This is a genomic window from Pseudomonas sp. GW821-FHT01E05 (assembly GCF_059422425.1).
The window spans coordinates 338,882-356,775 of sequence record NZ_JBWKWW010000005.1 but is presented as its reverse complement, the minus strand read 5'-3'; the positions used below and the strand labels follow the sequence as shown (position 1 = coordinate 356,775).

General features: G+C 59.0%; 17 protein-coding genes, 4 pseudogenes and 2 riboswitches. Of the genes and pseudogenes, 11 read left to right on the top strand and 10 right to left on the bottom strand.

The genetic code is table 11. The features are described from left to right. Window positions 1-26 precede the first annotated feature (26 nt). The 3 genes from AC07W5_RS13520 to AC07W5_RS13510 are packed head-to-tail and all read right to left on the bottom strand — an operon-like array spanning window position 27 to window position 1,344. Complete coding sequence (locus tag AC07W5_RS13520; RefSeq protein WP_494993284.1) at window positions 27-440, bottom strand: cobalamin biosynthesis protein; 414 nt, start codon at window positions 438-440, stop codon at window positions 27-29. Then, a complete protein-coding gene (locus AC07W5_RS13515) occupies window positions 437-1,138 on the bottom strand; it encodes a CbtA family protein (RefSeq protein ID WP_494993283.1) in 702 nt (233 codons plus the stop codon). Before AC07W5_RS13515 ends, AC07W5_RS13520 begins: the two co-directional genes overlap by 4 nt. 11 nt (window positions 1,139-1,149) lie before the next feature. Next, complete coding sequence (locus AC07W5_RS13510) at window positions 1,150-1,344, bottom strand: CbtB domain-containing protein (RefSeq protein WP_494993282.1); 195 nt, start codon at window positions 1,342-1,344, stop codon at window positions 1,150-1,152. Window positions 1,345-1,444: 100 nt separating this feature from the next. Beyond that, a riboswitch (cobalamin riboswitch) is annotated at window positions 1,445-1,673 on the bottom strand. A gap of 189 nt (window positions 1,674-1,862) precedes the next feature. Further along, window positions 1,863-2,076, top strand: a riboswitch (cobalamin riboswitch). Window positions 2,077-2,170: 94 nt separating this feature from the next. Between AC07W5_RS13510 and cobW the strand changes: the two genes are divergently transcribed. The 4 genes from cobW to AC07W5_RS13490 all read left to right on the top strand — a co-directional run bounded on the left by cobW (window position 2,171) and on the right by AC07W5_RS13490 (window position 8,866). Next, entirely contained in the window at window positions 2,171-3,250 is a 1,080-nt protein-coding gene (cobW, locus tag AC07W5_RS13505) for a cobalamin biosynthesis protein CobW (RefSeq protein WP_495011533.1), read from the top strand. A 3-nt stretch (window positions 3,251-3,253) separates the two neighbouring features. After that, window positions 3,254-7,027: a cobaltochelatase subunit CobN gene (gene cobN, locus AC07W5_RS13500; protein ID WP_495023579.1), complete on the top strand. Its 3,774-nt coding sequence runs from the start codon at window positions 3,254-3,256 to the stop codon at window positions 7,025-7,027. 166 nt (window positions 7,028-7,193) lie between these two features. Beyond that, window positions 7,194-8,201, top strand: coding sequence for a magnesium chelatase ATPase subunit I (locus AC07W5_RS13495; protein WP_495011467.1), 1,008 nt, complete (start codon window positions 7,194-7,196; stop codon window positions 8,199-8,201). Then, window positions 8,126-8,866, top strand: a complete 741-nt coding sequence (locus AC07W5_RS13490; RefSeq protein ID WP_495023578.1) for a vWA domain-containing protein — start codon at window positions 8,126-8,128, stop codon at window positions 8,864-8,866. Before AC07W5_RS13495 ends, AC07W5_RS13490 begins: the two co-directional genes overlap by 76 nt. Before the next feature lie 70 nt (window positions 8,867-8,936). Here the strand turns inward: AC07W5_RS13490 and AC07W5_RS13485 are convergent, their stop codons facing one another. Next, a complete protein-coding gene (locus AC07W5_RS13485; protein WP_494993278.1) occupies window positions 8,937-10,526 on the bottom strand; it encodes an ABC-F family ATPase in 1,590 nt (529 codons plus the stop codon). Window positions 10,527-11,143: 617 nt separating this feature from the next. Here AC07W5_RS13485 and AC07W5_RS13480 point away from each other — a divergent pair. After that, on the top strand, window positions 11,144-11,359 hold the full coding sequence (locus tag AC07W5_RS13480; protein WP_494993276.1) for a hypothetical protein: 216 nt from the start codon (window positions 11,144-11,146) through the stop codon (window positions 11,357-11,359). Window positions 11,360-12,357: 998 nt separating this feature from the next. Here AC07W5_RS13480 and AC07W5_RS13475 read toward each other — a convergent pair. Beyond that, on the bottom strand, window positions 12,358-12,756 hold the full coding sequence (locus AC07W5_RS13475) for a phiTE_072 family protein (RefSeq protein WP_494993370.1): 399 nt from the start codon (window positions 12,754-12,756) through the stop codon (window positions 12,358-12,360). Between AC07W5_RS13475 and AC07W5_RS13470 the strand changes: the two are divergent. The 5 genes and pseudogenes from AC07W5_RS13470 to AC07W5_RS13450 form a co-directional block, all read left to right on the top strand. After that, a pseudogene (locus AC07W5_RS13470) lies at window positions 12,741-12,824 on the top strand (DnaT-like ssDNA-binding protein); the annotation flags it as partial. The gene AC07W5_RS13475 and the pseudogene AC07W5_RS13470 sit on opposite strands and share 16 nt — an antisense overlap. A 34-nt stretch (window positions 12,825-12,858) precedes the next feature. Then, window positions 12,859-13,053 carry a hypothetical protein gene (locus AC07W5_RS13465; protein ID WP_494993275.1) on the top strand — a complete coding sequence of 65 codons (195 nt, stop codon included), beginning with the start codon at window positions 12,859-12,861 and terminating at the stop codon, window positions 13,051-13,053. A 45-nt stretch (window positions 13,054-13,098) separates the two neighbouring features. Then, window positions 13,099-13,227 carry a hypothetical protein gene (locus AC07W5_RS13460; protein ID WP_494993374.1) on the top strand — a complete coding sequence of 43 codons (129 nt, stop codon included), beginning with the start codon at window positions 13,099-13,101 and terminating at the stop codon, window positions 13,225-13,227. A 62-nt stretch (window positions 13,228-13,289) separates the two neighbouring features. Then, a pseudogene (locus AC07W5_RS13455) lies at window positions 13,290-13,448 on the top strand (phage minor tail protein L); the annotation flags it as partial. Window positions 13,449-13,451: 3 nt separating this feature from the next. After that, window positions 13,452-14,216, top strand: a complete 765-nt coding sequence (locus AC07W5_RS13450) for a C40 family peptidase (protein WP_495023577.1) — start codon at window positions 13,452-13,454, stop codon at window positions 14,214-14,216. Window positions 14,217-14,427: 211 nt separating this feature from the next. Here AC07W5_RS13450 and AC07W5_RS13445 read toward each other — a convergent pair. Both AC07W5_RS13445 and AC07W5_RS13440 read right to left on the bottom strand, forming a co-directional pair. Continuing rightward, window positions 14,428-14,601 (bottom strand): annotated as a pseudogene (locus AC07W5_RS13445) (type II toxin-antitoxin system RelE/ParE family toxin); the annotation flags it as partial. Window positions 14,602-14,630: 29 nt separating this feature from the next. After that, on the bottom strand, window positions 14,631-14,960 hold the full coding sequence (locus tag AC07W5_RS13440) for a hypothetical protein (protein ID WP_494993273.1): 330 nt from the start codon (window positions 14,958-14,960) through the stop codon (window positions 14,631-14,633). Between the two features lie 451 nt (window positions 14,961-15,411). Here AC07W5_RS13440 and AC07W5_RS13435 point away from each other — a divergent pair, with 451 nt between their 5' ends. Further along, the gene (locus AC07W5_RS13435) at window positions 15,412-15,846 is read left to right on the top strand and encodes an anti-virulence regulator CigR family protein (RefSeq protein ID WP_495011462.1); all 435 of its coding nucleotides are present in this window, start codon (window positions 15,412-15,414) and stop codon (window positions 15,844-15,846) included. An 815-nt stretch (window positions 15,847-16,661) separates the two neighbouring features. Here AC07W5_RS13435 and AC07W5_RS13430 read toward each other — a convergent pair. From AC07W5_RS13430 to AC07W5_RS13420, 3 genes and pseudogenes are all read right to left on the bottom strand, one after another. After that, on the bottom strand, window positions 16,662-16,889 hold the full coding sequence (locus AC07W5_RS13430; protein ID WP_494993270.1) for a hypothetical protein: 228 nt from the start codon (window positions 16,887-16,889) through the stop codon (window positions 16,662-16,664). A 34-nt stretch (window positions 16,890-16,923) separates the two neighbouring features. Further along, window positions 16,924-17,124, bottom strand: a pseudogene (locus AC07W5_RS13425) (LexA family protein); the annotation flags it as partial. Between the two features lie 43 nt (window positions 17,125-17,167). Continuing rightward, window positions 17,168-17,740 carry a type 1 glutamine amidotransferase family protein gene (locus AC07W5_RS13420; RefSeq protein WP_495023576.1) on the bottom strand — a complete coding sequence of 191 codons (573 nt, stop codon included), beginning with the start codon at window positions 17,738-17,740 and terminating at the stop codon, window positions 17,168-17,170. Window positions 17,741-17,894 lie beyond the last annotated feature (154 nt).

Genomic DNA, 17,894 nt, shown 5'->3' with positions numbered 1-17,894 from the left:
ATCAAGGGCGGGGATTATCGGGGATTTTACGGCGCAGATGCCAATGCAAAGGTGGCCTGGGCGTATTTCTGTCGCGAGATCAGCAGTTTGGCCGGGCTTTGCGTCAGATGCTCGGCCAGTGCCAGCGCAGCGCTTTCGGCCACGCCATAGCAACCGGTGCGTTCAAAGGCGATCTCTGAGCGATGACTCAATTGTGGCTCATAGGCAGCGAGCTGTGCACTGCTGAAGAATGTCAGCGGCAATGCCAATTGCGCAGCCAGCTCAAGCAGGCCAGGCTCCTCTCGTTTCAGGTCGATACTGGCCAGGGCCTGGATCGCTTGCAGATCGATGTGGTGAGCCTGCAACGCCTGATCGAGCAACGCCTGTAGCGTGGCGGCGGGGCAGCCACGCTGGCAGCCCAGGCCGACCACCAGGGTCGGCGCTGTGCTGATGTCAGTCATGCGCGGTATTGGCCTTCGCTTTTGCGACGGAACAACCAGGCGCTGATCAGGCCCAGGGCCAGCCAGAACGCGGCGTTGGTCAATTGCGAAGCGATTTTGAATTGTGCTTCGAGCGCTTCCGGCGCCAGGCTGGAATGCACCTGCGGTTGCGGCGCGCCAATGATGTGCGGTACCGCCAGAATTGCCACGCCGAGAATCTTCAATAGCCAGTGTTTGCCAAACACGATCAGCGCAATGCCGACAGCGGTGGACGCCGCGGTCCCGGCCCACCAGGTCTGCCGTTGCAGCAGGTCAGCGGCGGCAGTGCCGGGCAGCTCCGGCGGCAGGCCCATGGTCGGTGCCAGGCAGAAGGTCGCGTAACCGGCCAGGCCCCAGAGCAAACCTTCGGACGTGCGACCCGGAGCGCGCAGGGTATAGAGACCCGCAAGCATCAGGGCGAAACCGACGGCCACCACCAGATTGCCACCGGTGGTCGAGAGTACGCGCTGCCAGCCGTCCTCCGGCTCCCAGGCTTCGGCATCATGGGTATGACCGGCCATGGCGCCTTCAGCGTGTTCGTGAACTTCGGCGGCCGGGGCCTTTTCATAGGTTTCCGCCTGGAGAATCAGCGGCGCGACCCAGAAGCTTTGCAGCAAGGTCAGCAACAAGGCCGCGAGCAGCCCTGTGAAACCTGCGGTTTGCGCAATACGCTTGATCATGTCAGCAGGTCTCAATGGCACGGAAAAGCGGAGCTGTGACGGGTGTCGTGGGCGGCGTTGTGCACCGCTTCGATATGCGAGAAACCGGCGAAATACACCAGGCACGCGCCCAGAATCGATGCGCCGATGGCGGCAATCAGACGTTGGCTCAGGGTGGACGTGGTGCTGGCGGTGCCTGCGTGGCGGGTGCTGCTGATGATCGACATGGCGCTTCCCTCTGATGTGTCAGCGGGTGAATCGAGCGCATGAAACCCCCTGCGAGACAGGCTCGCAGCGGTTCAAACAGCGCCCGCCCACCGCGGGTTTGTTATTTCAGTATTGCGGGCCGGTCTCCGGGCTCACGAGGGGTTTGGGCCAGCGCCTTCACCTGCAAGAGTCGCCTTCCCATGCCGAACTGCTGGCACAGTGGATCTGACTCTTCACTCGCTTACCGTTGCGGGGGCAGCACCGGACTGATCAAGGCTTTGAGTAAAGCACATGACTCACCGGTTTCCCGTTTCACCCTGTGAAGGGCACCCGTAACAAGTTGCGTAGGAGAGCATGGGCGGGGGATGAGAGTCAATTGGCAAGGTTTCTCACTTGTTGGACTGAGGCGCTTCCATCGCGAGCAAGCTCGCTCCTACAAGGGGACCGCGATTGAATGTAGGAGCGAGCTTGCTCGCGATGGCGTCGTCACAGTCAACATAGATCTCTGTCCGGACATTGACCCGCCCCCAAGCGATGCGTAGCCTTGCGCTTTCGAGGTTCTTCGGCACTCTCGCCGAAGCTAAGAAGGGAACGCGGTCAATGCCGCGGCTGCCCCCGCAACTGTGAACGGTTCCGTTTCTGCCATGCCACTGCACCCTCTATCCATAGAGCGAGCGGGAAGGCGTAGAAATCGCCAGTCGAAAGACCGGCAGGCCGTCAGCCAGGAGACCTGCCTCGTACCAGATTCTCACTACAACCGGGCGGGGTGATCCGGTGGCGAAATCTTCCGCGCCCATCGGTGTGGTTGTCGTCCCGTATGCCCGCCACCTTGCCAAAGGGCATCCGATGAAAACACTGGCCAAACTTCCCGTCACCATCGTCACCGGCTTCCTCGGCTCGGGCAAAACCACCTTGCTGCGGCATATGCTTGATAACGCCCAGGGCCGCCGCATCGCGGTGATCGTCAACGAATTTGGCGAGCTGGGCATCGACGGCGAAATTCTCAAGCAATGTTCCATCGGTTGCACTGAAGAAGAGGCCAGCGGCCGGGTCTATGAACTGGCCAACGGTTGCCTGTGCTGCACCGTCCAGGAAGAGTTCTTCCCGGTGATGCGCGAGCTGGTTGCCCGTCGCGCCGACCTGGATCACATCCTCATCGAAACCTCTGGCCTGGCGCTGCCCAAACCGCTGGTGCAAGCCTTCCAGTGGCCGGAAATCCGCAGTGCCTGCACTGTCGATGCAGTGATCACGGTGGTCGACAGCCCGGCCGTGGCCGCCGGCACCTTCGCTGCGTTCCCGGATCAAGTCGACGCCCAGCGCAAGCTTGACCCGAACCTGGACCACGAATCACCGCTGCACGAACTGTTCGCCGACCAGCTGGCCAGCGCCGACCTGGTGATCCTCAACAAAGCCGACCTGATCAGCCCTGAAGACCTGGCCAAAGTGCGCCTGGAAGTCGCCGAAGAACTGCCGCCAGCAGTAAAAATCATCGAAGCCAGCAGCGGCCGCTTGCCTCTGGAGGTTTTGATTGGTCTGGGCGCCGGTTCCGAAGAGCACATCGACAGCCGTCACAGCCACCACGACCATCACCATGACGGTGATGCCGATAGTGAAGGGCATGATGACCATGACCACGACGCCTTCGATTCCATTTCCATCGAACTGCCCCAGGCCGACGAAAGCCTGCTGCTGGATGCCCTGACCCAGCTGGTGGTTCAGCACGGCATTCTGCGGGTCAAAGGTTTCGCGGCGGTTGCGAACAAGCCGATGCGCTTGCTGATCCAGGGCGTGGGCACGCGCTTCGACAGACATTTCGACCGTGCCTGGCGCGCCGATGAGCCGCGTGCAACACGCCTGGTACTAATTGGCCAGGAACTGGATGCCGCGCTGATCGAAGCGCAATTGCGCGCCGCACTCGGCGCCTGAGCCATGCACCTGCTCAGGACCCAGCCCGGCGGTTTCGTGTCGGATGACAACATTGCCGACCTTGGACAAACCCCCGCCGAGCTGGTGATCCTGTGCAGCGGCGATTCCAGCCTGGCGCTGCTCGCCGAAGCCGCGCAGCAATTACCGGACGACTACCCGAGCCTGCGTCTGGCCAACCCGATGCAAGTACAGAACCACGCCTCGGTCGACCTGTACGTCGACGAAGTCTTGCGTCACGCCAAAGTCATTCTGATCTCGCTGCACGGCGGGATCGGTTATTGGCGTTACGGCATCGAGCGTCTGGTGCAGCTGGCCGAGAAGGGCGTGCAACTGATTCTGGTGCCCGGCGACGATCGTCCCGACCCGGAACTGAGCGACCTGAGCACGGTGGTCGCCGAAGACCGCGATCGGCTTTGGCACTTCCTGCGTCAAGGTGGTTTGGGCAACGCGCTGGACCTGTATCGCTGCCTGGCCAGTCGCTGGCTGGATCGCGATTACCCATGGGCCGAACCACAAATCCTGCCGCGTACGGCGATTTACCATCCGCGCAAAAGCAGCGCCACGCTCAGCGATTGGCAAGCCGACTGGTACGCTGATCAACCCGTGGCGGCGGTGTTGTTCTATCGCTCGCACCTGCAGGCGGCGAACACCGCTTTTATCGATGTTTTCTGCCAGCGCTTGCAGGCGGCGGGGCTTAACCCGTTGCCGATTGCGCTGGCCAGTTTGAAAGAGCCTGGCTGCCTGGCGATGGTCGAGGATTGGCTGGACGAGGTCGAGGCTGGGGTGATTCTGAACACCACCGGTTTTGCCCAGTCCAGTCCTGAAGCACCGCATTTGCGGCCTTTCCGGCGTAATATCCCGGTGATCCAGGCGATCTGCGCCCAGGACAACGAGCCCGGCTGGCGCGCCAGCGAGCAGGGCCTCGGGCCGCGAGACCTGGCCATGCATATCGCTTTGCCGGAGCTGGACGGGCGCATCATCAGTCGGCCCATCAGCTTCAAGGACCTGGCCTGGCGCAGCGAGCGCAGTCAGTCCGATGTGGTCTGCTACCGACCTGCGCCTGCGCGTATGGACTTCGTCGCCGAACTGGCGCGGCGCTGGATTGATCTGGCGCGGGTACCGAATGGCGAAAAGCGTATCGCGCTGATTCTTGCCAACTACCCGACTCGCGACGGTCGGATCGGCAATGGAGTGGGCCTCGACACCCCGGCCGCAGCGCTGAATATCCTGCGGGCACTACGCGATGAGGGCTATCCGCTGCCGGCGCATCTACCTGAAAATGGCACAGCGCTAATTCAGCAATTGCTTGGCGGGGTCAGCAATGATCTGGAGAGCATCGACCAGCGGCCATGCCAGCAAAGCCTGGCACTGGACGACTATTTTTCGATGTTCAACGCCTTGCCCGAAGCCAATCGCAACGCGGTGCTTGAGCGCTGGGGCGCGCCTGAAAGCGATCCGATGTTCCGCGGCGGGCGGATGATGATCGCAGGTCTGCGTTTTGGCCTGACTTTCGTTGGCATTCAACCGGCGCGGGGCTATCAGGTCGACCCGAGCGCGGTCTATCACGACCCGGACCTGGTGCCGCCTCATGGCTATCTGGCGTTCTATTTCTGGTTGCGACAAACCTACGGCACCCATGGGGTAATCCACGTCGGCAAGCACGGCAACCTCGAGTGGTTGCCGGGCAAGGGCGTCGGTCTTTCGGAAAACTGCTGGCCGGATGCGCTGCTGGGGCCATTGCCGAACATCTATCCGTTTATCGTCAATGACCCGGGTGAGGGCGCCCAGGCCAAGCGTCGCACCCAGGCGGTAATCATCGATCACCTGATGCCGCCGTTGACCCGCGCTGAAACCTACGGCCCGCTGCGCGATCTCGAGTTGCTGGCCGACGAGTATTACGAAGCGCAGTTGCTTGATCCGCGCCGAGCCCGGGAGTTGCAGCGCGACATTCTGAAACTGGTGCGCGAAACCCGGATCGACCGCGAACTGCAACTGGACGAAAAGCTCGACAGCGACGCTGACGCGGCGATCTGGCTGCCGCGTCTGGACACCTATTTGTGCGACTTGAAGGAGTCGCAGATCCGCGATGGCTTACATGTGTTCGGCGAGTCGCCAACCGGCCGCTTGCGCATCGATACCCTGTTGGCGTTACTGCGTATTCCCCGTGGCGATGGACGCGGTGCGCAGTCGAGTTTGCTGCGAGCCTTGGCCAAGGCCTTCGAACTGGGTTTCGATCCGCTGGACTGTGTGTTGGCTGATCCCTGGACCGGACCGCGACCGGTTGAACTGCAAACGCTGAGCAATGAGCTTTGGCGCACCACCGGAGATAGCCGTGAGCGCCTCGAGCTGTTTGCCGCGCAGTTGATCGAGCGGGTGCTAAGCGCTGATGTCGACAGGTTGAACGAACCGGGCTGGGCCGAGGTGAAGGCAATCATCGATAGCCTGCGCGAAGTCGTTGCGCCGCGTCTGGACGCCTGTGGCCCGGCAGAAATGCGCGGTCTGCTGGATGCCCTGAGCGGACGTTTCGTTCCGGCGGGCCCCAGCGGTGCGCCGAGCCGCGGGCGGCTGGATGTATTGCCCACCGGGCGTAACTTTTTCTCGGTGGACGTACGTAACCTGCCGACCACCACTGCCTGGCGTATCGGCTTTCAGTCGGCGAACCTGATTCTTGAGCGACATTTGCAGGATCACGGCGACCACCTGCGTCAGCTTGGGCTTTCGGTCTGGGGCACGGCGACCATGCGTACCGGCGGTGACGATATCGCCCAGGCCATGGCGTTGATGGGTGTGCGTCCGGTGTGGGCCACTGGCAGTCAGCGGGTCGACGATTTCGAAATCCTGCCTCTGAGCCTGCTGGACCGGCCGCGGGTTGATGTCACCTTGCGGGTTTCCGGGTTCTTCCGTGACGCCTTCGCCAACCTGATCCGTTTGTTCGATGCGGCGGTGCAGGCCGTTGCCACGCTGGAGGAGCCGGATGACATGAATCCGCTGGCGGCCAAGGTCCGCAGTGAGCGTGAAGCGCTGTTGCAATCCGGGCTGGATGAGGACGCCGCAACGCGTCAGGCCGGCTGGCGAATATTCGGCGCCAAACCCGGCGCCTATGGCGCGGGCGTACAGGGCGCCATCGACGGTCGCTTGTGGCAAAGCCGCGAAGACCTGGCTGAGGTCTATCTGAATTGGGGCGGCTACGCCTATGGCGGTTCCGATGAAGGCACCGCGGCGCGCGAGCAATTCGCTCAACGTTTGAGTCAGGTGCAGGCAGTGCTGCAAAACCAGGACAACCGCGAGCATGACTTGCTCGATTCCAATGACTATTACCAATTTCAGGGCGGCATGCTCGCCGCCGTGGAAAGCCTCGGCGGTGAGCCGGTCGCAAGCTACCATGGCGACCATAGCCAGCCCGATCTGCCGAAGATCCGCACCTTGAAGGAAGAGCTGAACCGGGTGATCCGTTCCCGGGCGGCGAACCCGAAGTGGATCGAAGGGGTCAAGCGTCACGGCTATAAAGGGGCTTTCGAACTGGCGGCGACCGTGGATAATCTGTTCGCGTTCGACGCCACCACGCAGTTGATCGACGATCATCAGTACGCCTTGCTGGCCGATGCCTATTTGCTCGATCCCGCGACCCGTGATTTTGTCCGGCAGCACAACCCGCATGCCCTGCGCGACATGACCGAACGCATGCTCGAAGCCCAGCAGCGTGGAATGTGGAGCGACCCGGGTGAGTATCGTGAGGCGCTGGAGAACTTGCTGCTGGATATAGAAGAAGACACCTGACCTGGAGTGAGCACCGATTGTTCCCACGCTCTGCGTGGGAATGCCTCAACGGACGCTCCGCGTTCGGCGCTTGATGTGACGCAGAGCGTCACGGGCTGCATTCCCACGCAGAGCGTGGGAACGATCACACAGACGACACATGACCCGACCCAATTGAGACCCCAACATGAGTGACACCCCACATTTTCCACTCTGCGCCGTGGTCGGTGCTGATGCCTTGAAGCTGGCGCTGTGCTTGACGGCTATCGATCCGAAGATTGGCGGCGTACTGATCGAAGGCCCGCGTGGCATGGCCAAGTCGACCCTGGCCCGTGGTCTGGCGGACCTGTTGGCCAGCGGGCAATTTGTCACCTTGCCGTTGGGTGCCACTGAAGAGCGCTTGGTGGGTACGCTGGATCTGGACGCCGCCCTTGGCGAAGGTCGGGCGCAGTTTTCTCCCGGCGTGCTGGCCAAGGCCGACGGCGGGGTGTTGTATGTCGATGAAGTGAATCTGTTGCCCGACCATCTGGTGGACTTGCTGCTGGACGTGGCCGCCAGCGGCATCAACCTGATTGAGCGTGACGGGATTTCCCATCGGCATTCGGCGCGGTTCGTGCTGATTGGCACCATGAACCCGGAAGAAGGCGAATTGCGCCCGCAGTTGCTCGACCGTTTTGGCTTGAACGTCGCCTTGAGCGGGCAGACGCCGCCGACTGAGCGCGGCCAGATCATCCGTCGTCGGCTGGACTTCGACAGCGACCCGCAGGCGTTTTGTGCGCAGTGGGAAACCCAGCAGCATGCGCTGCGCGAACGCTGCCAGCAGGCGCGCTCGGCCTTGGCCAGCATTCCCCTCGATGATCAGGCCTTGGCACACATTACCGAACGCTGCTTTGCCGCCGGTGTCGATGGGCTGCGTGCCGATCTGGTCTGGCTGCGCGCGGCTCGCGCCCATGCCGCTTGGCGAGGCGTGCAGGCGATTACCGAAGAAGATATCGACGCGGTGGCCGAGTTTGCCTTGCGCCATCGTCGCCGCGAGCATTCGCCGCCTGCGCCAAGCCAGGCCAACGCCCCACAGTCTCAATCTGCACAGAATCCCAACCCGACCGAAGGCCAGGGCCAATGGGGCGAAATGCCTGCACCTGCGTTGCCGGTCGGCGCTCGACGAGAAGTCCCGAGCTGGCCAAAAAAGCCCTAGGCATTCGCCCTCGATCTGATGCGGGGGCGGATGCCAGGCCCCGTGCGGGACGGCTGGACAATGGCAGGCAGGGCAAGAGTCGTGCGGCGCGCAACGGTTCAATCAATTGGCCCGGCACCTTGCTCAATGGCCGTCCGAACCAGCGTGAGGATTTGCTTTACCGTCTGCGCAGCCGTTCGCCCCATGAGCTGTGGCTGGTGATCGTCGACGCCTCGGCCTCGACTCGCCGTCATCAGGCCCTGAGCGACGCCAAAGGATTGTTGGCGCAGCTGTTCGATGACGCTTACCGGCACCGGGCGCGCCTGGCGTTGCTGACTGCCAGTGGCCACTCGCCGAAATGGCAGGTGCAAGGCCTGAAAGCTTCGCGCGGTCTGCGAGGCTGGCTTGAGGCGTTGGGGGCGGGTGGTGGCACGCCGTTGCTGGCGGCTCTGGAGCAAGCGAGCGAGTGGCTGGCACTCCGGCAAAAGCGCTTTGCGGCGGAGCAGCAGCGGCTGTTGTTGTTGACTGACGGCCGCTTGAAGAACTGGCCGGCGCTGCCGATGCTCAATTGTTCAGGATTGTTGGTGGACATCGAGAGAGGTCCTATTCGGCTTGGGCGGGCCAGGGAGCTGGCGACGCAGTTGCAAGCGGATTATCGGCATATTGATGATTTGCTGCCGGGTTGAAATCTCCATGCCCTGAAACACAAAAGCCCCGTCACAAGGACGGGGCTTTTGCTTAAAGCGGCAAACTAAATCAGAACACCACGCCCTGGCTGCGCAGGTAGTCGTCGTAGGTGCCGCTGAAGTCGATCACACCGCTCGGGCTCAGCTCGATGATGCGGGTCGCCAGGGACGACACGAACTCACGGTCGTGGCTGACGAAGATCAGCGTGCCCGGGTAGTTTTCCAGCGCCAGGTTCAGCGCTTCGATGGATTCCATGTCCAGGTGGTTGGTCGGTTCGTCCATCACCAGTACGTTCGGCTTCTGCAGGATCAGCTTGCCGAACAGCATGCGGCCTTGCTCACCACCGGAAATTACCTTGACCGACTTGAGGATCTCGTCGTTGGAAAACAGCATGCGGCCCAGGGTGCCACGTACCAGCTGCTCGCCGCCTTGAGTCCAGCGACCCATCCAGTCGAACAGGCTGGATTCGTCTTCGAAGTCCGAAGCGTGGTCCTGTGCGTAGTAGCCGATTTCCGCGGCGTCGGTCCATTTCACGCTACCGGCATCCGGGCTCAGGTCGTTGACCAGGGTACGCAGCAGGGTGGTTTTACCGATCCCGTTCGGGCCGATGATCGCCACGCGCTCGCCGGCCTCAACGGTGAAGCTGAAGTCCTTGAACAGTGTCTTGCCATCAAAGCCTTTGGCCATACGCTCGACGATGACCGCCTGGCGATGGAGCTTCTTGGTCTGCTCGAAACGAATGAACGGGCTGACCCGGCTCGACGGCTTGACTTCGGCCAGCTGGATCTTGTCGATCTGCTTGGCGCGGGAAGTGGCCTGCTTGGCTTTCGAGGCGTTGGCCGAGAAGCGGCTGACGAACGATTGCAGTTCCGAGATCTGCGCCTTCTTCTTGGCGTTGTCCGAGAGCAGTTGCTCGCGGGACTGGGTGGCCACGGTCATGTACTCGTCATAGTTGCCCGGGAACAGGCGCAGCTCGCCGTAATCCAGGTCAGCCATGTGGGTGCAGACACTGTTAAGGAAGTGTCTATCGTGGGAAATGATGATCATGAGGCTGTTACGCTGGGTCAGAACGTTTTCCAGCCAGCGGATGGTGTTGATGTCCAGGTGGTTGGTCGGTTCGTCGAGCAACAGCACTTCAGGGTCGGAGAACAGAGCCTGAGCCAGCAACACCCGCAGTTTCCAGCCCGGCGATACTTCGCTCATCGGGCCATTGTGCTGCTCGATGCCAATGCCCAGGCCCAACAGCAGCTCACCGGCACGGGATTCAGCGGTGTAGCCGTCCATCTCGGCGAACTCGGTTTCCAGCTCGGCCACGGCCATGCCGTCTTCTTCGGTCATTTCCGGCAGCGAGTAGATGCGATCGCGCTCGGCCTTGACCTTCCACAACTCTTCGTGACCCATGATCACGGTGTCGATCACGGTAAATTCTTCGTAGGCGAACTGGTCCTGGCGCAGCTTACCCAGACGTACGTTCGGCTCCAGCATCACCTGGCCACCGGAAGACTCCAGGTCGCCACCGAGGATTTTCATGAAGGTCGATTTGCCGCAACCGTTGGCGCCGATCAGGCCGTAACGGTTACCGGCGCCAAATTTGACCGAAACGTTCTCGAATAACGGCTTGGCGCCGAACTGCATCGTGATGTTAGCTGTGGAGATCAATTACCTTACCTATCAGTGGTTTAGAGCTGGCTTATGTCTGCTGAAACCGATTTGTACCCATCTGGAGTCTTCCCAGTCCGGTTCAGTCATAGCTTGATTTGAGCCAGCAGGCATACGTCAACAGCAACATTTGGACGCGGTGGCCAGGTTGCTGAGCAATAAATGCGGGGTTCATGTTGGAATTTGGGGCGCATTGTCGCATATGTGTGAGGGCAGTTGTACGGCGGCCGTTGACGGATTTTCAACACCTCCAGCGCCGGCTCCTGTCGTTTATGCAGGTCTGAGGTCTATTTCACGTGCTCGCTATTCCTGGACGGAGGGAACACGTAAGCAAATTCCTGGATCTTTCCAACCCCCTTTTTCCGACGCCCGGCGTACTGTGCAGTGGTCAACTAATACCAGACACCTCGATAAGTGATTTCGTTGCCATCGAGCGTTCGACGCTCAGCGGCTAGGTGATTTGGTTTTCTGTGGGCATGGGGATACCTCATTGGCAGAGCCTACGACGGTGGTCGCGTTCCTGTTATAGGCCTCTCGGCAGCTATACGCTGGCAAGATTCGAGTTTTTGGGCTATTTGTTGAGGATTCGGCATGCCGCCGAACCAAGGAGGCCGCGGATGAAAAGCAAGCCTACGATCAAGGAAATTGCTGAAGCCACTGGACTTACAGAGAATGAAGTAGGAGCCTACTTTGCCGACTCGGAGCTAAGGCCTGATGGTACGTGGCTCATCTACTTTGACCCCGGTATATTTGATGACCCTCTCATTTCAGAACGCCTGCGCGATGACCTGAAAGGATTCTTTACTTACAAGATGCCATTTAAGGCTGTTTAAAAATAGGTGAGGGTGGGTTAGGCGGCTTCCGGCGCCACCTTCAGCTCTACGGTGACTGTAGTGTTCTGGCTTGTCGTCCCTAAAAGCTCAGCCATTCTCGCCTCCGACACCTTGTCCGCTTCGAGGGCAACGGCCTGTTTCTGCTCACTCGCCATAATCCACCTCGGTTTCTTGTTTAACTCTGAACATGATCTATCTCGATGCCGCGCGCTGCTGCTTCGGGGGGGCTGTGGGTATGGGGATACTTCGCTGATTGGCGTGACTGTTGGAAGTGGGCTATTAGTTGATCACTTGCACCCGGCCGGAGACCGAAATGGGCTTAGCATCCGAAAGGCCGTATCCCGTGAATTACGTTCATCCGAATGGGGGGAAAGCAACGATCGACTTCATTTGGGGGAGGCAAACAGTTCGACGCCGAGGGTCATTATCATCTGGCTCAATGAATGCGCAAGCTACGTGAGGGTTGGCTTAGAGTCAGGCGCCTGGAGTACATTTGGTGATGCTCGACAGTGCGGTATTGAGTTGGCATCCAGATTACTTGGCCGTGGGAACTGACAGGCGCTTAGGAGTGGCTCATGTTGTGCTTGAACTGCTCGGAAGATGCGCGAAGGATTGAATCCGGAATGGATGGCGTTGAACTAATCTGCCCAGAGTGCGGGCATTTTGGCGTATCTGGCATCGTAATGAAGGAGAGAAGCGAGCGAAAATTTGATGTTGAGCAAACTAAGCTCTGGCTTCATCGCGAGCGTGAGATCAACCCTGACCGGTGTCCTGTTATAAATAGCTCGAACGTTATCTGGGCGTCAGAGCCCTAACCATCTCCGCTTATTGAGGCGTTTTTCACTTCGATTTGGCGCAGTGCCTGCTGCACCGCGGCGATGATCCGGTACAGATACTGATAACGTGGGTTAGGGCCCGGTCAGCGGCGTACCACCACTCTTCACCGAAGATCGAGGACATCAAGCTGTCTGGGCAGCCTGCGAGACTCCCGACATTGCTCAAAACATCTGCAGTTCCCGGGCTTCGTCCTTGTCCAGGTTGTCGTAATCGAGGCTCCGGCCACGCCGGCGTTCAATGACGATCTTGCGAACCATCTTTTGCAGTGCCTGACCGCTGAACTGCGTTGCGTGCAGCTCGGTGCCTCGCACCAGGCAACCAGCCAGATACTGCTCATCGCAGCCGCAGAAAAACTCGGCGACAGTGCGAGACCCCATGCCTCCCCAGTAGGCCGACCATGACTCGCCGTAACGTTCGAGGGGGATCTTGCCTTGGCGAGTCACGTACTCCGAATTGTCCGGCTGCGGGATTGATCGAGAGCTCAGGTCCTCGGCGGACACCGTCACTGGGTCGAGCCGCTTTGCGCCGGAGATGACCAGCTTCGTTACCCGCAGCGCCATATCGGCCAAACGCAACGCAGTTTGCTGATTATCTGTTACGACGCGGGTTGTTTGCGGTTCGGGCGTAAAATAGCAGGGCTACCTCACTAAAAGGAGCCGCATATGAACGCCGACCAAATGAACAAACGGACGGCTGGGGAAAGAGTCGTTTGGGATCAGTATTTTTGTGCTGCGTTGATTGCGGAAAGCAATCTGACGGCACCGGTTGTAGGAGGGTCTAATCACGATGACAGGCAGAACCTGTTAGTTGAAAGGGCCAACGCTCTCGCCGACAAGATGATGGAAAGCAGAAAATAACCGGAGCCCAGCCATCGCGCTGGGCTTTTCACATCTGGAGCCACCATGGCCTTCTACGACGAAATGGCCGTGATGGCTCTGGAGATGATCGCAGAGTTCGGCCAGCCCCTTCTGCTGCGAAACACGAACCCCGCCGGTGCGCCGCTGATATTCGAAATTCAAGGGAGGCGCTGATGAGCGTTCCGACAATCACTGCTCTGCCTGCGCCGCCCGCCCGAACTGAAGCGCCGAGGGACACCCGCGCGGCGATGTTCGATGACGACGATAATCCTACGCACGATCCGGGCAAGGATCAGTGCAAGGGCGGCCTGAAGTCCTGCAAGTTGCGTTTTGGTCGGAACAACGAACTCAACCACGGCGGTTTCCCGGCCGTTTCCCTGATTGCCCGGAGCTGACTCATGCGCAAGCACATCCTGAGCGCAATAAAGACGCATGCGGCCACCGAGTACCCGAAGGAGTGCTGCGGCCTTTTGCTGGCGATCGGCCGAAAGCAGCAGTACTTTCCTTGTCGGAACATCGCAACCAAGCCGAACAAAGAGTTCCAGCTTGAGCCTGAGGACTATGCCGCGGCGGAGGATCTAGGCGAGGTGATCGGCATCGTTCATTCGCATCCGGACGCCACTAGCCGACCGTCATCGCACGACCTGGCCATGTGCGAGGCCACAGCCTTGCCCTGGCATATCTTGAGCTGGCCCGAGGCGGACCTGCGCAGCATCACCCCGACCGGCAACATGCCGCTGTTGAAGCGTCCGTTTGTGCAGGGTGCGTGGGACTGCTGGCAGGTTTGCGCAGACTGGTACAAGCGTGAATGGGGCCTTGAATTTGAAGCCTTCCAGCGCACTGATGGCTGGTGGGAGAGTGCCGAAAACACCCGCTTACACAAGGCCGGTTATGAAGCCGCCGGCTTCTACCGCGTCGACCGGCCACAGCGCGGCGACATGATCGTTATGGCGGTCGGCCGAACGGCTCACCCCAACCATGCAGGGATCTACCTTGGCACCGATCCAGCGCTGCCCGGTGAAGAGTCGGAGGTGTTCGGCCCGGGTCCTTTCCTGCTGCATCACCTGTACGGGCGGCCATCTGAAGTGATCGTCTTCGGCGGGCCTTGGCATGATCGGACGCGCCTGATTCTCAGGCACAAAGATGCGCAACCAACCACATGATGCTGCATCCTGAGTCCTGTCCGCGCCGAAATTGGCGCAATCCCAGTCTTTGGGCTTGCAGGCAAAGGACTGGGGTTATGCGCGAGCCACTTCGTGCCCAGGGACGAGGCGAATCTCTACGCTGGCCAAGTGCTCGTGGAATCACTGTCCAAGTGGCCGTGGAATGAGTGTCCAAGTCAGCGTGGAATCGCTGTCCAAGTGCGCGTGGAATCCGCAGCTTGGCAGTAGCCATGTCAGACGCTGGTGTTTTTTTGCTTTTCTTGATGAAACCGTGGAGCAGAATCATGTCTGAGCCCACTACGGTGAACAGAGCGCGTGTGATGGTATCTCCGAGATCGATTCTGATCTCCCAGAGTCCCGTGTTCAGCTTGTGTACCACGGGCATTACGTCCTAACTGATCCCGTGCGAATCAGTCAGGAGATGGTTGGAATCTTGTCGATAAAGGCTATTCGCTCACTATTGTAGAAAATTTCAACCGTTGTGTAGGGAGTCGAGTTTGGAGCCATTACTCTGGAGAATCTGCCTTGTGCGCAGCTAGTTTGCTGAATCCAGTTCCCTGGCCGCTGGACCAAGTGCAGATCCAGCATGAGTGCTTGCGGGACGGTACCTTGAGTGGATCGCATGGTGAGGTAGGCCTCGACCCCTGGATTGGCAACCTCAACATCTCCTACAACATGAAAGTCGTCCGGTTTCGGTGGCATCGTGTTTAGCCATGCATGCCAGTTTTTTGAGTTAAAAGTCATTTTCCTATTCCTTGAGAAATGAAGCTCGAAGCTTGAAATACTGCCGTTCCGTATGGCGCTTCGTATGCCATCGAGCTCGAGGCGTAACGCCCAATAGAAAGGAATGGGAACATGGCACCCCGGATATATTTGGGGGTGCATTGAAATGCGACCAGAGATCCCATGTTTAAAGGTGTAGACGAGGAATGGGCTACAGCTCCTCGGCCTGGACGAACGGTTGTCACTGGTCGTTAACCAGTCTGTCGCCTTGCTCAGAGCCGAAAGCCCAGTCTAGTGCTGCAATGCATCATCACGCATGTCATAACAGCTACGAGATTCGTCTTCTTTAAAGCATGATTGCTTCCATCGATCAGGATGGGTTTGCATGAATTAGGATGCATAGCGTTGTCTATAGTTCTCAGGCCTCCGACAAAAGGCGCTATGGCATGGGTTCACGCAGAGGATCATGGATATGACTACTCGTTCAGTTGTGGCTTTTTTAACAAGTATCGCGCTTTTGTGTGGCTCAACTGCTCTGTACGCAGATCCAGGCAATGGGAAGGGGAACCCGCACGGCGATCACGGGAACAAAGGCAACAAATTCCAGAACTACGAACAAGGGGGCGGATACAGCGGCCCACAGGTCGACGTGGACGGCGTTCGAGTGATTATCGGTGACAGTCGTGACTATTGGTCGCCTGGTCCAGCGCTACCGCCAGGCATTCAAAAGAAGCTTGCTCGAGGAAAGCCGCTGCCACCGGGAATCGCCAGGAAACTGGACGGCCGGATACAGGGCAGGCTGCCGCATTACGATGGTTACGAATGGCAGCAAGTCGGTACGGACCTGATTTTGGTGACCATCGCGACCGGACTAATTTACGAGGTCCTGCATAACGTATTGGACTGAGTTTCCGGCGGCGAGGCGCCAGAACGAAAAAGCCCGGCATCGGGCCCGGCTCTTTGTAGATGGGCCAAATCCTTTTGGCTGACCGCATTGTGCTTGGTGGATGTGACGAAGGCATGACAGGTCAGATCCGAAAAGCCCGGCGCTGGGCCGGGATGCGGTGAGAGACAGTTGCGCAATGCGCCCCGTAATTGCCTCAGGAGTCGCTTGATAGGGCTCAACCTTCAAGATGCTCAGGTTTTGTAGCGTCCCTTTAATCGTGCAAGAGCGTAGATCCGTATTCGTTGTAGCTATTACCCAGCGAGGCGCCACCACCGATATTTAGCTGGGTGTTACTGCCTCCGAGCTTGCAAGCATCTGAAAAGCAAGAGCGTGGTGTCGTTCCTGAGCATGCACTCAAAAGCAATGTTGCGGCCATCAAGAAAACTTTGACGCAGCTTAACTTCATTTTCAGCATCTCCTGACCAGCGCTTTGGCGCGTGTGCCCCTTCAAACAATCCTACGCCGTCACACGGAGTGAAACACATGAAGTATGTGTGCCGTGCATCGGAATATCGAGCCGCCTACAGTTACGCAACTCCAGCGGGCTTGTAGTCAGCTTGCTTGGATCCCATGAAGGATGCCTGAATAGCCTGCCGTGATCAATCAGCACTAAAGAGCCTTCGGCGCTTCCAGGCAGGTTGCCCAAGTGACGATCACTGTTCTCCGTCCACTCATCAGTCGCTACCAAGCACTGTAAACATCTGCCGATCCTTGATCTTTGATTGTGTAAGTCGGAATGGAAGCCCTTATATACCTACAAATCCCCGCTGCGCCACCTACTCAGGCTTGGCGCGGCTGATAGCTCCCGCCTTCACCTCATCAGCGTAAGCAGTCAGCCGATTAGCTCGCTCATGCAGCTTTTCGATCGTCTCCATTGCCTCCAGAAGCTCTGTATCCCCCCGTTGTTTTGCCAACCTGAACATTTCCAGGGCGGCTTCTTCGAGAGCGAACGCGGCGGCTTTCAAGTCGCGGTGCAACTCTTGGTTGGGTTTGTTGAGTGACATGGTGACCTCCTGCAAATCCCGTCGCGCCAGATGGCTAGAGTTTCTGCAGCGCCCTGACGACAACGCCGACGATCCGGCAATTTTCCGCACACATCTCAATAGGGTAGACGGGATTGAGCGGCTTCAAGCAGCGCCGACCGCCGTCATCAACCAGTTTCTTGAACGTGGCCTGGTCGCTGTCAGCCAGTTTCGCGACCACGGGCTTCCCGGATTGTGCATCAGCTTCGGTGTCTAGAGGTGCCGGTGCAGGTTCCATGTCGGACGCAGGAGATGGCGGTCTAGGCGGACTTGCGGTGCTCAGCAGCGTGCATTGCCAGGTAGGCTTTGAGGTTTTCGTCGCCTATACCCAAGGTGCACAAGATTTCGGCCATGAAGCTGACCGGAGCGGTACCTGGAGCTGTAACGACGCGCTTATCAGCTACTGCATAAGGGACATCCTGATAGTAAGCCGCTCCACCATAATTCAGTTCCGACAGGTTCTCTGCCGTATTGGAAGTGTGACGGAGGGTATCGAGAACGCCCGATTGCGCTAACACACGGGTACCGTCGCAAATGCCAGCGACGATGATGTTTCTTTCATGGGCAGCGGTAACCAGGGAAGCGATATTAGGGGCCTGTTCGGTCTGCCAGATGGTGCCTCCACATATGATTAGCAGGTCGAGTTCATCGAGCTGGATGGCTTCGAGCGCCAAATGCGGGGTGACGATCATGCCTCCGGAAGAGGTGACTGGGGTACCTTTGGGGGTGGCGAAGCGTGTATCGAAGCCGTAATAAGCACGACCAGCGGAGTTGATCAGGGCGGTTTCCCAATCTGAAAAGTTCTCGGTGATAATAGTAATGGCACGTGTCATTAGAGAGTCCTTCTCTTATGGCGTTGATAAATGTCTGAGGAATCGCCTTCCCCACATGAACCCAAAGCGTAACAAACACGACCGTCAATTTCTGTCAGTAGTATTTGGGTAATGCGCAGGGATGCTGTCAACTTCACGCAACGCCGCGTTTTGA

Bases quoted from the DNA above. Each gene is read 5' to 3' on its own strand.
- AC07W5_RS13450 (WP_495023577.1), top strand. From the start codon at position 13,452: ATGCGCAAGCACATCCTGAGCGCAATAAAGACGCATGCGGCCACCGAG.
- cobW (WP_495011533.1), top strand. From the start codon at position 2,171: ATGAAAACACTGGCCAAACTTCCCGTCACCATCGTCACCGGCTTCCTC.
- AC07W5_RS13440 (WP_494993273.1), bottom strand. From the start codon at position 14,960: ATGACTTTTAACTCAAAAAACTGGCATGCATGGCTAAACACGATGCCA.
- AC07W5_RS13490 (WP_495023578.1), top strand. From the start codon at position 8,126: ATGGGGCGAAATGCCTGCACCTGCGTTGCCGGTCGGCGCTCGACGAGA.
- AC07W5_RS13460 (WP_494993374.1), top strand. From the start codon at position 13,099: ATGGCCTTCTACGACGAAATGGCCGTGATGGCTCTGGAGATGATCGCA.
- AC07W5_RS13465 (WP_494993275.1), top strand. From the start codon at position 12,859: ATGAACGCCGACCAAATGAACAAACGGACGGCTGGGGAAAGAGTCGTT.
- cobN (WP_495023579.1), top strand. From the start codon at position 3,254: ATGCACCTGCTCAGGACCCAGCCCGGCGGTTTCGTGTCGGATGACAAC.
- AC07W5_RS13430 (WP_494993270.1), bottom strand. From the start codon at position 16,889: ATGTCACTCAACAAACCCAACCAAGAGTTGCACCGCGACTTGAAAGCC.
- AC07W5_RS13520 (WP_494993284.1), bottom strand. From the start codon at position 440: ATGACTGACATCAGCACAGCGCCGACCCTGGTGGTCGGCCTGGGCTGC.
- AC07W5_RS13495 (WP_495011467.1), top strand. From the start codon at position 7,194: ATGAGTGACACCCCACATTTTCCACTCTGCGCCGTGGTCGGTGCTGAT.
- AC07W5_RS13510 (WP_494993282.1), bottom strand. From the start codon at position 1,344: ATGTCGATCATCAGCAGCACCCGCCACGCAGGCACCGCCAGCACCACG.
- AC07W5_RS13515 (WP_494993283.1), bottom strand. From the start codon at position 1,138: ATGATCAAGCGTATTGCGCAAACCGCAGGTTTCACAGGGCTGCTCGCG.
- AC07W5_RS13420 (WP_495023576.1), bottom strand. From the start codon at position 17,740: ATGACACGTGCCATTACTATTATCACCGAGAACTTTTCAGATTGGGAA.
- AC07W5_RS13480 (WP_494993276.1), top strand. From the start codon at position 11,144: ATGAAAAGCAAGCCTACGATCAAGGAAATTGCTGAAGCCACTGGACTT.
- AC07W5_RS13435 (WP_495011462.1), top strand. From the start codon at position 15,412: ATGACTACTCGTTCAGTTGTGGCTTTTTTAACAAGTATCGCGCTTTTG.
- AC07W5_RS13475 (WP_494993370.1), bottom strand. From the start codon at position 12,756: ATGGCGCTGCGGGTAACGAAGCTGGTCATCTCCGGCGCAAAGCGGCTC.